The organism is Mesorhizobium sp. M0184 (assembly GCF_040322215.1).
Lineage (GTDB): Bacteria > Pseudomonadota > Alphaproteobacteria > Rhizobiales > Rhizobiaceae > Mesorhizobium.
In genome coordinates this window covers 1-12523 of the sequence record NZ_JAMYSZ010000019.1, presented here as the reverse complement: position 1 = coordinate 12523, position 12523 = coordinate 1, and the positions used below count along the sequence as shown (strand labels likewise).

The window sequence follows — 12523 nt, the reverse complement described above, 5'->3', positions numbered from 1 at the left end:
CCCCGGTTGCAGGAGATTGGAAATATTGGCAAATCGAGCGATATGATGCTGCAGTGCGAAAGGCAAGGCATCGACCAAGCCGGCCGGCCTCTACAATCGATTAAGGAAAAGCGGCGCCGAAAAGACTTGCTTTTTGGAAAGCTTTGTTGTAGAACATAACGAGAACAAAAGGTAGAGCGATGAGAATGACCGGAAGGCTCGATTATCTGGAAATGCCGGCGACGGGCGGAACGCTGGACAGCGTGAAGGCTTTCTACAGCGCGGCCTTCTCATGGTCGTTCACCGATTACGGGCCGACCTATTCAGCTTTTGCCGAAGGGCTGGACGGCGGTTTTCAGGCGGATGGCCAAGATGCGCCGGCCAAGCCGCTGCCCGTGCTCTATTCCGAAAGGCTGGAGGAAACATTGAGCGCCGTCGAAAATGCCGGCGGCACCATCGTCAAGCCGATCTTTTCATTCCCCGGCGGCAGGCGGTTCCACTTCGTCGATCCGGCCGGCAATGAAATGGCGGTATGGGGTGAATAGATCCGTTCAAAGTAGCGACTGCAAAACTGGTGGATCGGTCGCGCATAGTCGGCATTGAGCTTTCTCCCGGCTCGTCCTATAAGGCCGCGCGCACAGCGGGCAGGCTCCGGCTGTTGGGGCGTCGCCAAGTGGTAAGGCATCGGTTTTTGGTACCGACATTCCCAGGTTCGAATCCTGGCGCCCCAGCCAGTTCTCCAATTCTGACGATCCCCCGAGTCGCAATCTCAGTTGCAGACACCTTGGTCGCGGACTGGTATCTGCGGTATCTGTCCACAACAAATTGGTGTCTTCGGCAGAGAGCGCGATCCGGCCGGCATCTTAGTTTAATGTCGGCTCAATTGACCGGCAGTCAAATGCATCTTGTGGAGAAAAGCAGTTTTTCTGCCACGGCTTGGCGTTCGATCTTACAGTTTGAGACTTTTATAATCCAAAACATCGGATTTTTGTCGCTTTCCTTCAGATAAGTCAGCACCTAAACGCCTCTCTAGTAGCAATCGGCGCGCAATTATCAAACCAATTTTAATAAAATTCAATTTCTTTTTAACGACGGCGATCATGTTGTCTTGTGCTGTCAGCAACAAGTAGAATGTCGCAGAAATATCAATAAGCATCTCTCGGAAAACAACGTTGGCATCTCTGAAGTTAAATTTTCTTTTATCGCACAATGTCGACTATCCGTAAGTATATTTTTCGCCGCAACGTGAGAATCCTGCCGCCGATCAATCATTCTATCAGGGCGTGCAGGTATGTGATTTGGCGCTAATATACACCTTCTAGTAGGCAGGCATCCGCGGGGCGCTATCGAATCAAAATGAGGGATTATGGATGGCGACTCTCCATTACACGTCGGGCGGATCCGGCACGGACATTGCAAAAGCCGGATTCAATCTGGCTAGCGTGCAATATGTTGACCAGGTCAACGAGCTGCCAGAGGGCATGAAAGGCTTGGTCTACCTCGACGAGGCCAACGGAGTAACCCAATCCTTTATCGACAAGGTTACTCCTTTCCTCGGCAATCCGAACGTATTTGGGTTCTTCTTGGTTGACGAGCCGGATCCCACCGGCCAATGGGGCACCTACGCCTCTGCCGCAAATCTGAAGGCAGAATCCGACTGGATCCATGAGCATTTTCCAGGCGCCAAGACCTACATCACAATGATGAGCTTGGGGACATCGGCGAATCCGGATTTTAGGGGCACGTACAATCCCGCCAATACGGGTATCGATTACTACGGCATAGATGTCTATCCCGTCCGCACGGATGGCCCGGTCGACTACAACATGATCGATAAATTCGTCGCCGCCGCTCAGGCATCGGGCATCCCGACGAGCCAGATCGTTCCGGGCTACCAGGCGTTTGGAGGTGGCGAGTATAACACCGACATGGGTGGCAAATATGTGGTGCCCACCGCCGCCCAGATGGAAATTATGATGGAGCACTGGGCCAAGCTGGTTCCGTCACCCGCCTTCGACTACGCATACGCCTGGGGGTCGCAGCGAGGCGACACAGCGTTGGAGAGCTCTTCGGAACTGCAGGCCGTTTTCCGGGAGCACAATCTCGCTACCACCGGGACCGAACCGCCTCCCGTCGACACAAGCGACACCTTGTACGGCACCAGCGGCGACGATGTGTTCCACGGCGCCGGTGGCCACACGATGATCGGCTATGGCGGCAATGATACCTATTATGTCGAAGATGTCCGCGATAAGGAGATTGAGGCAGCAGGCGGCGGTACGGACAAAGTGCTCGCGTCAGTAAGTCATGCGCTTGCGGCCGGGTCGGAGATCGAGCTTCTCGCCACCAACAGCCCGTCCGGCACGACGGCGATCAACCTGACCGGCAATGCGTTCGCCCAGACCATCCAGGGCAATGCCGGCGCTAATGTCATCAACGGCCTCGGCGGCGCCGACATGATGAGCGGCTATGGTGGCAACGACACCTACTATGTCGACAATGCCGGCGACAGGGCGATTGAGGCGGTGGGCGGGGGCAACGACAAAGTGCTCGCCTCGGTGAGTCACGTCCTGTCGGCCGGCTCGTACATTGAGCTCCTCGCCACCGCCAACCCGTCCGGGACGACGGCAATCAACCTCACCGGCAATGGGTCTGGCCAAACCATCCAGGGCAATGCCGGTGCCAATGTCATCAATGGTCGCGGTGGCGCTGACACCATGACCGGCTATGGCGGCAACGACACCTACTATGTCGACAATACCGGCGACAGGGTGAACGAGGCAGTGGGAGGCGGCACTGACAAAGTGCTCGCATCGGCGAGCTATGCCCTTTCGGCGGGCTCGCAGATCGAGCTTCTCGCCACCACCAGCCCCTCCGTCAGCACGGCGATCAACCTCACCGGTAATGAGTTCGCCCAGACCATCCAGGGCAATGCCGGCGCCAACGTCATTAATGGTGGCGGCGGCGCCGACACGATGGCCGGCCGTGGCGGCAACGACACGTACTATGTCGACAATGCCGCTGACAAGGTGGTTGAGGCAGTGGGCGGCGGTACCGACAAAGTGCTCGCCTCGGTGAGCCACGCCCTGTTGGCCGGCTCGCAGATCGAGCTCCTCGCCACCACCAATCCGTCCGGTACGTCTGCAATCAACCTGACCGGCAACGCCTTTGCCCAGACTGTCCAAGGCAATACCGGCGCGAACATCATCAACGGTGGCGGCGGTGCCGACATCTTGACCGGTAACGGAGGCAATGATGCCTTCGTGTTCAACAGCGCTCTTGGAGCCGGCAATATCGACAAGGTCACCGACTTCAACAAGCTCCAGGACAAGATCCAGCTTGACGACGCCGTTTTTGCCGGGCTTAAGTTGGGCGGCCTTTCATCCGATGCTTTCTTTGCTGGCACGGCTGCGCATGACAGCTCCGATCATATCATCTACAACAGTTCAACCGGAGCGCTCTCTTTCGACAGTGACGGGATCGGCGGCGCAGCTCAAATACAGTTCGCCACTCTCTCCCCAGGTCTGTCGCTTACGGCAGGTTCATTCCTTGTGATCTGAACGACCCAGGACGGCGGACCTTCGAGCCGGTCCGCCGCTCCGTCTTTGTTCAAGCACCTGATGTTCGGACGTGGGTACCGCGTTCGGGCTGACGTTTACCCGGGATTACATCGGCGTGCCGGTGAAGAGGCGAAGCCGATCCACACGCCTGCTATAGGAACCGTCGCTTGGCGCAGACATCCGCGCGCCCTTTGCGTGTGCCCCCGCGGGGGCGGGTGATGCGGACTGTGAGCAGCACCCCCGCGCAATTGACTATAGGGTAATCAGCGCGAACGGCGCGCCAGTGTTCGTGAACTCGCCGAATGTGCGCGATGTGTTCGACCACGCTTTCACATCTCATCTCGATGTTGGTAAGAAAGGCGCTACGTTCGTCAGCCGACAATGTTTTGGGATCCATCACGTCACCTGTCGCGTTTCGGCCGGCGCGCGGATACGTGGCTTGGTACCTGTCAAGCGAGCGCGGACGGCTTCAGGCGTTGCTTCGAAGTCCGGCCCAGCTTCGAGCCATTCACGGTTTGAGCCCTAACCGTTTTTCGTGGGTGCCATAGGGGTTGTTGTAACCCCACCTTTCTGGCTGTGGAGGCCGAGGGCTTTGGCATGGTTGAGCCTCTGTCGCTTGGATCCCACCATCTCCTTGACTATTGTATCGGTGGGGCCCGGCCTTGGGTCGAGCGGGGCGCCTACAATCACGGCGAGAGCCTCGAGCGGTAGTCGAAGTCTCGCACTTGGGACCAAGTGTGTGAATGAACCAACGAATCCGCTCAGTACGAAGATCGGTCACGTACTGTGCTCGGCACGCGCACCTCGCGAACGTCATCAAAACGCTAGTATCTCTGCACAGAGGTTATGACTCTTTGGAAGTCGGCTTGGGCTAGGCTTTGGCCATCTTAAGGCGTGCGTTGTCGGTACAGAACATCCAGTTGGTGCGGGCGCGGCTCGTGTTTCGCAGATGCTCCCAGGCAGCGGTCTCTGCGACGAGGCGATCGTAGCTGTCGATCCGACGATCGAGGCACTAGCCGCGCAGAACGCCGAATTTTGATCTCGACCATGTTGAGCCAGCTGGCGTGTTTGGGCGTGTAGTGGAATTCCAGCCGTCGAAGGATGCGTCGCGCCTCTGAAGCGGGCCTGGCCTGGTAGAGCATAGCGGCCGAGTGGGTTGACAGATTGTCGAGCACCACCCTGACGCGTTCGGCCTTCGGGTAATGGATATCGAGGAGGTCGCGCATGCAGTAGGCAAAGTCTTGTGCCGCGCGTCGCTCGGTGACCTTGACTTTGCGCCAGGAGCGGTGCGCGTCAGGAAGACGAACAGGTTGGCGGTACCGTTGCGTTTGTACTCGCAGTCGTACCGCTCAAGCCGGCCGCTGAAGGGCAATCTGCCTGGACAACCATTTGGATCTCGTCCTCGCCGACGCCGATCCGAGCGCTGAGCGGTGGCAAATCGGATCATCGAGGGCGCTTGGCAGCGCCTTTGAATAAAAGGTCCATGGTAGCCTCTGAGTTGTGGGTTGACTTTGACGTCCCGGAAGACGTTTAGATTGCCGCGACCCTAGGGGGACGCAGCATGAATTATAGACCCGACATCAGCGGACTGCGGGCCGTGGCCGTTGTTCCTGTTGTCCTCTACCACGCCGGATTTTCTGCGATCAGCGGCGGCTTTATCGGAGTCGATATTTTCTTTGTCATCTCCGGGTTTCTAATCACTTCCGACATAATCGAGCGGATCAAGAACGACACATTTTCGCTGGTAGAATTCTACCATCGCCGCGTTCGCCGGATTTTCCCGGCCCTGTTCGCGATGTTCGGTGCCTGCTTTGTGATGGCGTGGTTTGTGCTGCCGCCGGGAGAATTCACTAGCTTCAGCAAGAGTGCGATTGCCGCTGCGCTGTCCGGCGCGAACATCTTTTTCTATCGAAACACGGACTATTTCACCGCAGCCGCCGGATCGCTCCCGCTTCTGCATACGTGGTCGCTCGCGGTCGAGGAGCAGTTCTATCTGCTGTGGCCGCTGGTGCTAATGATCCTGATGGCATGGCTGAGGCCGTGGGCTTTGATAATCGTCTCAGCGCTCGGCGTCGCCTCGATTGCCGCCGGCCAGTATTGGCTTCCAGTCGATCAGCCCTTCGTGTTCTACATGCTCCCGACGCGGGCGTGGGAACTGCTCCTTGGCGGGATCATCGCGCTGCCGTCGGTTAAAGCGATGGCCGCTCGGCTCGAGCGGAGACCGGCCGAAATCGCCGCTCTCGCCGGTCTTGCGCTCATTGTCGCTTCGCTATTCATAATCGACAGCGATACGCCGTTCCCCGGCCTCTCTGCACTCGGCCCTTGCATTGGAGCCGCCCTTGTGATCGCCGCCGGCATCCGCCATCAGACCGCAGTTTCGAGAGCGCTATCCGTTTCTCCGGCCGCTTTCGTCGGGCTGATTTCCTACTCGCTTTACCTTTGGCATTGGCCGCTGCTGGTCTTCTTAGGGATCTACAAAAACCGGGACCTGTTTGTCTCGGAGCGGGTGAGCATCGTTGTTGCAGCACTGCTCATCTCCACTCTTTCCTGGCGGTTTGTGGAGCGCCCATTCCGTCAGAAGCAGGAAACGGCGATTTGGAGGTGGGCCATCCCGGCTGCCAGCGCCATGGCGGTTGCTTGCTGCCTATCCCTAGTCATCATCAAAGGCCAAGGGTTCCCAAACAGAGGGCCAGCCATGGCCCCATCGGTTGCGGCTATGATGGCAGAGAGAGCCACGTTTCAGGCTTCGCCGTGCCTCATGCGCGGTGCCCTTATTCCCGCCGGGAGCAAATGCATACTCGGCAGCGAAGACCCGCTGTCACCTACGATCATTTTATGGGGCGATTCCCACGCCGCACATTTGGCGTCATCCCTCGATGAGGCTGGCAAAGCGATAGGTGTGCGCGTCAGGCAGATTACAAAGGCCGGGTGCGCACCATTGCCCGAGTTACAGATGCTCCCTTCAAGCCCAATGCGGGCCGATTGTCCGGCCTTCAACTCGGCCGCGCTGAAGGCAATCCTTGACGACCCGAACGTCTCCCTCGTGATCCTGGCCGGGCGGTGGAACACCTATTCTAGAAGCGACAGAAGCCTTCTTTCGAGGGATGGCACCTGGCCCTCGCCGGAGGTTTCCAGGGCCAACTTTTCGTCGTCTATACGAAGCACCGCCGACAGGCTGGCGGCACGCGGCATCAAGACCGCTGTCGTTGGACCGGCGCCAGAACCCCCGACCGATGTGCTAGTCTGCCTGATCCGCGCCTATTTCATGGGAACGGCCGACGCGCCCTGTTCGACCATGCCGGCCGAACCGCACTGGAATGACAACAAGTTCCTGTCCGATCTGCTTCCGCGCTCGGTTCAATTCATCCCGATCGTGCCGGCGTTGTGCGGGCCAAGTGATTGCCGGTTGAAAGCGGGCGACGAGATTTTATACCAGGACAAGACACACCTTTCGAAAGCAGGGGGCCATCTTCTCGCCGCCATTTTCGAAAACGCCATTTCCCCCGCCAATCTCGCTGTTAAACTGGATTTGCCGCCCTCGTAAACAGCCGCGGATCGGCCTGCTCAGGAGACCAGAGGCTGATTTCTGATGTGGACAAGAAGTGCGGCGGGCCGTCAAGCAATCTTCAGATTGCGCTTGTGAATCCTGAGGCTGCTGTCTACCCTGAAAAATTCATGGGGGTTGGCGAATTTGGTGTAGGCCGTTGAAATGACGCAGGATTTGGTTTTTTACGGCAAGATGATTGCCGCCAGTTATTAGGGTGGCAACGACGCCAACCGGCCGCGCTCCGATCCGATCTTAAAGATCGCCTAGGATGCGCTGCCTTCGGGTCGGGATCTGGCCTCCCGGTCGACGATGTGCCGGCTGGAGAACTTGCCCCGGGGTGCGGCAACTGGTCCTTCCGCCAGGCTCCAAAGCGGATCGTGCTCGACATTGACGACACCTTTGACGCCGTGCATGGCAGCCAGCAATTGCGGCTGTTCAATGCCCATTACGACGAATACGGCTTCCAGCTGATCGTGGTGTTCGATGGCGCGGGACGTTTCGCCAGCGCGACCCTGCGATCGGACAAGCGGCCGACTGGGGCAGAAATCCGCCCCCACCTGCGACGCCTCGTGCGGGCGATCCGGAGCAATTGGCCGAACACCCGGATCCTGATCCGGGCCGACAGCTATTATTGCAGTCCGCAGGTCATCGACTGGTGCCGCGCCAACGATATCGACTTCATCTCGGGCTGGCGCTCACCACGACCTTGCGCAGGCATGTCGGGATCTGGAGACCAGCACGACGGCCCGCTTCGAAGCGTCGGCGAAGACGGGCAACGTCCGACCGTTGTTGATCGTGACCAGGACCGGGCCAAGCCAGATGCGCATGCTGCCGGCCATCCTTACTTCGTGCAGGCCGGCGCGCGCTGGCACGTCCGGTTATTGCCGGCCACCTGATTGGCGAATGGCCGGCCGTTCTTGATGATAAAGTCGCGTGTCGCGGGTGCTGGTGTCAGCAGCGAGAAGCCGGCGCCCTCAGTCGCAGCGGTCTTCGTTTGGCACCCAGCGACCGCCGAGCTCACCGGACAGATGAGCAGCATCCAGATCGGTGATTTCCGGATGTCGTGGTTCCTCTGTTCGATTAGCGCCATGGCGCGGGCGCGCGCCTCGTTCTCGACGTCGGTGCGTGAAGCCTCTGCCACTTGGGATAGGCCGTGGCGAGCTTCGAAATCGTAGCGGTTCTTCTTCTAGCCGGGGCCGTTCCAGGTCTCGGCGACAACCGGCCAGCGATGCGCGCGGAGATCGTCGTCCACCTTCCAGGCGACAAGCAGCTTCACCGTCGCCTCGAGATGCGCCGCCTCGTCATCCATGAACGCCTGCACCATGGCCTGGATGGACGGGAAGCCGGCGGCCTTGAAGTTCTCGCCCAAGATCTGCGTCAGGCCCCATGATGCCGACTTGAGCGCCGCCGCCTCTTCGATCGCCATGGCCGCGACCAGGCGCGGATAGCTGTCCTTCGGATAAGGCTTCGCGCCCCATTTGGCATAGGCGAGCCCGGCCTTCACCGCGGCGGCACGCTTGGCGCCGGACAGGTTGCGATGGAAGACATGCGGCTCGAACAGCAGCTTCGGCCGGCCCTCGCTAATCAAAACCGGACCCTGCCGCCTCGATATCCATGAAAGCGTGAACTTCGTCCTCGCCGACGCCGATCGTCGCGCCAATGCGCGGAATGTCGAGATCGCTAATGCGCTTCGCAGCGCCCCTTGAACGTGCTGTCCATGGCAGTTCCTGTCCGCCCTCGCAGGGAGGTTGAGATAGTCGGTGGTTGTGCTAAGTGTTTGCCGCGCTCAACTTGGAGCGACACGGCGTTTGCGTCTTCGAGGGACCACAAGATGTTGTCGAGAGTGACCCAACGCGTACTGAAGAATGCAAACAGGCTTAGAGTACCTGCCGTCGCCCGCTCGGTGCAACGCGCGCGGCTGACGTATCTTTCGGACGCAAAGTTTATCAGCCTTCGCGATGCGATCAGGCAGCTGGGGCGTGAAAAGGTACCCGGCGATTTCATAGAATACGGGATCGCACTCGGTGGTTCGGCAATCTACATTGCGTCCGAACTCGACGGAGACCGTCATTTCCACGGCTACGATGTGTTTGGCATGATCCCGAGCCCGACAGAACAGGACGACGAAAAATCCAAGGCCCGTTACGAGACCATCCGGTCGGGACGATCCACAGGCATTGGCGGTGACACCTATTACGGGTATCAAGGCAACCTATTCGATAAGGTGAGTGCCAGCTTCACGGGTTTTGGCGTCCCGGTCGATGGCGAAAGGATCGTCCTTCACAAGGGCCTGTTCGAAGACACGGTAGATTTTGATCCGAAAACCAGAATAGCGTTGGCCCATGTCGATTGCGATTGGCACGATCCGGTCAAGTTCTGTCTCGAGCGAACCTTCGAGGTGTTGAGCCCAGGAGGCGTCATGATCCTGGACGATTACAATGACTACGGGGGATGCCGGACGGCGACCGATGAATTCCTTGCCGGCCGCGCTGACTGCCGTCTGACACGAATCCTCCCTCATGCCGTGATCCGGCGATTATAGGTCGCATCCTGGTTTTGCGCAGTTCACCAAGCAGAAGTCGACCCGCGCCGAGCCTAGGTATGTCAGACGCCTGGCGAACCCGACGGGTGCCGCAGACTCGCCCTTGCCCGGACTAAGAGCCTGCGGAAGCGTACCGAGAGTGCACTTCGCCATGGCTGCTCAGGAACCCCGGCCAAGGAGCAGTGGAAGCGGATCAAGCACCTGCCGTCTGTGACTGTGATCTAAAAGGAACGGGTTGGACAGCTCATCTGGTGTCAATACTGAGATTTGGGTATAGCCGCAGTCCTCAAAAACGCTCAAACGTCTTGCGAACGTCGCTACTTACCTGAGCAGAGATGCGGAGCTCCATTCAACTCTCGACACTTAATTATGCGCTTGTGGTCGCCGAGGAGGGCAGCTTCCTGCGCGCGGCGCGGCGCGCCGGTATCGATCACTCCGCGCTCAGCCGGCGCATACGCGATCTCGAATATGCGATGGGAACGAGGATATTTCATCGCCATGCCCGCGGCGTGGGCGCAACCCCGGCCGGCGAGCGTTTCCTGGGTCGTCTGCGCTCCGTGCTACTCGAACTGGACAATACTCTGACGCTGGCCAGGACGGGGATCAAGGATGAACAACAAAGGCTTTCCATCGGCTCCAACGGACTCATCCTCGCCGGGCGAGCGCTGGATGCGGTCATCGAGTTCGGGCAATGTCATCCAAATGTGACCATCAGCTTGATCGAAGGGTCTCACCCTGAACCACGGGCTATGTTGGGCGGGGCGGAGGTCGACGTTGCCGTCACTTCCTCCTCTCGATCCATTGGCGGCGCATTCGAATTGAAATTGTGGAAGGATACTCTAGCCGTTGTTCTCGCTCCGAATCATCCTCTCGTAAGCCGTCCCGTAATCGAGTGGTCGGAATTGGGCCAAGAGACGCTGCTCGTGCGTAAGGGCGAAGCATTTCTGCTCGCCGACGCTGTTGGAAATGGCGTGCAGCTTCCCGCAATTGTCGAACATCACGTCAGTGCGGGCATCCTTCTGCGCCTTGTCGGAAATGGGCTCGGTGTCGCTCTGATCCACGAGGGAGACGCCGGCGGCGTTCCTGATGGCGCCGTCTGCCGTAAGCTGCGGATCGGAGGCAAGCCGATCCAGATCTCCAGCTTTGCCCGTTGGCGCCCGGACAATGCCAATCCTGCCCTGACGGTCTTCATCGCATTCCTGCGCGACAGGTATTCCGCCTGACTGCCGTCCGACCACAATGACCCGAAAAGTCATCCCGGCTTCAGGGTTCGTCGGACTCGGGGAAAGGCTCTGTCTTGTAGTGAACAAGGTCAGCATCGGCCGTATCAGCTCTGCCGGATCGGCAACTATCTGTCCGGTCTCGCGGCCGAGCAATTCAGCATAGGTGACGAGATCGCGGATGAACGGCGTCGCGCAGCTCGACCGTGATCTTGACCGGAACGGTCATCGGGAATGGCGGAGAGTTTCAGCTTGGTCATGACCGATCCTTTGGCGCCGCACCCGGTCAGCACCAAAGCTTTCGGCGATGCGCACCAGGTCGCTGAGCGCTGAACGGATTTGCGGCCAAGGAAATTCGGAGCATTCCTCCCATGCCTCGCCCTCGCGCAATACGGCATCGAGCTTGCCTGCCACACCGGGGACAGTGGTGGCGGGAGTCGCTGAGAACGCTTGCAGCAGATCTTGCATTTTCTCGCCAGCCTCGCGCTCGGCCCTGAAGGCGGCGGTGTAGCCAGTTTTCTCCGCAGCCGCATCCCAGCGTGCCTGATGCGCCGCGAAATCAGCTTCGGCCTTATTGCGGAGAGCCGCCCCCTTATCTGGCGCTTTGCCGAGCACTTCATCGAGCATCTCGATCGAATGGACCGTCACTTGCTCACCCTCGGCCAGGCGAACGGTCACACAGGGAAAGCCGATGCTCTCGACAAGCATTGCCTCCAGGCGCTGCTGCCTGCGGCAAAGCCGCTCGGTCTGTTTGTGGACTGTCTCCCATTCCCGCCAAAGCACCAGTGCAGGATCAGAACGCACATTCGTGCTTCCGGCGCCGCTTGCGGACGCGTTGCCTTCGAGCGTCCACGCGGCGGTGGCCACGACTGTTCCCGCAAGCACTCGCCTGCGGGTGACGTAAGGCAGAGTCGTGGTATTGTCGGAATCAGCCATGATCCGAGCTCCAATCAGCTTGGGTTGCGGTCAGGCCGGGCGGGATGGTGCAAACATCCTGTTCGGCCGCGAATTTGCCGCACGCATAACCGGGACAATTTGACAAGTTACCGGTGAAAAGTCAACCCAAGAGATAAACGTTTGACTTATAGTAAAATTTCTGCCGCGCAGTGTCGGGGCGCTCGCGCGATGCTGGGAATAAGTCAGCGCGAGCTGGCGGACGCCGCCAAGGTATCACGGCCTACGGTGGTCGATTTCGAGCGAGGCGCCAGGGTTCCACATCCAAACAATATGGCAGCGATTCGCCAAGCGTTGGAGGTTGCCGGTATCGAATTCATCCCAGAAAACAGCGGCGGACCTGGCGTACGACTGGTACGCCGTCCGGAAAGCAAATGACCTGACGGCAGCGAGCAAACCCGAAATCCGGGAGCATCCCGCCACCGTATCGTAGACCGGCAGGCGCACTCTCTTCTTACAATCTCTTCGAAAACAGACCGACAAGACTCGTTACGGTCGATCTTACCAATGCGGAACGGCTCGCTGCCAACGAGTTCGGCGGCTCTGGCCAACATTGGCACCACCACAGTCGCGGATTCCCGACCTTTACTCCTCCGCTCCGCGCTCAGCGCATTGTTCAAGGCGATGAGATTTTTTGCAGTTGTGTGCGTCAAGTTCTGCAAAATGGCGTGGCATTGCGGTGACGTCGGCGTGTCCGCCGCGCAGCCCCCGTGTTTAGCGG

Annotated in this window: 8 protein-coding genes, 1 tRNA gene and 2 pseudogenes; 8 read left to right on the top strand and 3 right to left on the bottom strand. The window is 59.1% G+C overall.

Annotation, left to right across the window (positions count from 1 at the left end; translation table 11 throughout):
* Nucleotides 1-179 precede the first annotated feature (179 nt).
* From NKJ23_RS21775 to NKJ23_RS21765, 3 genes are all read left to right on the top strand, one after another.
* Nucleotides 180-524 carry a VOC family protein gene (locus NKJ23_RS21775; RefSeq protein WP_352682229.1) on the top strand — a complete coding sequence of 115 codons (345 nt, stop codon included), beginning with the start codon at nt 180-182 and terminating at the stop codon, nt 522-524.
* Between the two features lie 114 nt (nt 525-638).
* Nucleotides 639-713, top strand: a tRNA-Gln gene (locus tag NKJ23_RS21770).
* Nucleotides 714-1349: 636 nt separating this feature from the next.
* Nucleotides 1350-3539: a calcium-binding protein gene (locus NKJ23_RS21765; RefSeq protein WP_352682227.1), complete on the top strand. Its 2190-nt coding sequence runs from the start codon at nt 1350-1352 to the stop codon at nt 3537-3539.
* 871 nt (nt 3540-4410) lie between these two features.
* Here the strand turns inward: NKJ23_RS21765 and NKJ23_RS21760 are convergent.
* A pseudogene (locus tag NKJ23_RS21760) lies at nt 4411-4899 on the bottom strand (transposase); the annotation flags it as partial.
* 201 nt (nt 4900-5100) lie between these two features.
* Here NKJ23_RS21760 and NKJ23_RS21755 point away from each other — a divergent pair.
* Both NKJ23_RS21755 and NKJ23_RS21750 read left to right on the top strand, forming a co-directional pair.
* Nucleotides 5101-7083, top strand: coding sequence for an acyltransferase family protein (locus NKJ23_RS21755; RefSeq protein ID WP_352682225.1), 1983 nt, complete (start codon nt 5101-5103; stop codon nt 7081-7083).
* A gap of 219 nt (nt 7084-7302) precedes the next feature.
* A pseudogene (locus tag NKJ23_RS21750) lies at nt 7303-7869 on the top strand (transposase); the annotation flags it as partial.
* Between the two features lie 403 nt (nt 7870-8272).
* On the opposite strand, the gene NKJ23_RS21745 reads toward NKJ23_RS21750, so the two are convergent.
* Nucleotides 8273-8674, bottom strand: a complete 402-nt coding sequence (locus NKJ23_RS21745; RefSeq protein ID WP_352682224.1) for an N-acetylmuramidase domain-containing protein — start codon at nt 8672-8674, stop codon at nt 8273-8275.
* Nucleotides 8675-8803: 129 nt separating this feature from the next.
* Here NKJ23_RS21745 and NKJ23_RS21740 point away from each other — a divergent pair, with 129 nt between their 5' ends.
* Nucleotides 8804-9628 carry a TylF/MycF/NovP-related O-methyltransferase gene (locus NKJ23_RS21740; RefSeq protein ID WP_502902562.1) on the top strand — a complete coding sequence of 275 codons (825 nt, stop codon included), beginning with the start codon at nt 8804-8806 and terminating at the stop codon, nt 9626-9628.
* A gap of 335 nt (nt 9629-9963) precedes the next feature.
* Complete coding sequence (locus tag NKJ23_RS21735) at nt 9964-10851, top strand: LysR family transcriptional regulator (protein WP_352682220.1); 888 nt, start codon at nt 9964-9966, stop codon at nt 10849-10851.
* Between the two features lie 222 nt (nt 10852-11073).
* Here the strand turns inward: NKJ23_RS21735 and NKJ23_RS21730 are convergent, their stop codons facing one another.
* Nucleotides 11074-11784, bottom strand: coding sequence for a hypothetical protein (locus NKJ23_RS21730; protein WP_352682218.1), 711 nt, complete (start codon nt 11782-11784; stop codon nt 11074-11076).
* 141 nt (nt 11785-11925) lie between these two features.
* Here NKJ23_RS21730 and NKJ23_RS21725 point away from each other — a divergent pair, with 141 nt between their 5' ends.
* A complete protein-coding gene (locus NKJ23_RS21725) occupies nt 11926-12180 on the top strand; it encodes a helix-turn-helix domain-containing protein (RefSeq protein ID WP_352682216.1) in 255 nt (84 codons plus the stop codon).
* Nucleotides 12181-12523: the final 343 nt, after the last annotated feature.

What these genes read in the sequence shown, in the direction of transcription:
- NKJ23_RS21765 (WP_352682227.1), top strand. Translation starts at nt 1,350, where the DNA reads ATGGCGACTCTCCATTACACGTCGGGCGGATCCGGCACGGACATTGCA.
- NKJ23_RS21735 (WP_352682220.1), top strand. Translation starts at nt 9,964, where the DNA reads ATGCGGAGCTCCATTCAACTCTCGACACTTAATTATGCGCTTGTGGTC.
- NKJ23_RS21775 (WP_352682229.1), top strand. Translation starts at nt 180, where the DNA reads ATGAGAATGACCGGAAGGCTCGATTATCTGGAAATGCCGGCGACGGGC.
- NKJ23_RS21730 (WP_352682218.1), bottom strand. Translation starts at nt 11,784, where the DNA reads ATGGCTGATTCCGACAATACCACGACTCTGCCTTACGTCACCCGCAGG.
- NKJ23_RS21755 (WP_352682225.1), top strand. Translation starts at nt 5,101, where the DNA reads ATGAATTATAGACCCGACATCAGCGGACTGCGGGCCGTGGCCGTTGTT.
- NKJ23_RS21740 (WP_502902562.1), top strand. Translation starts at nt 8,804, where the DNA reads ATGGCAGTTCCTGTCCGCCCTCGCAGGGAGGTTGAGATAGTCGGTGGT.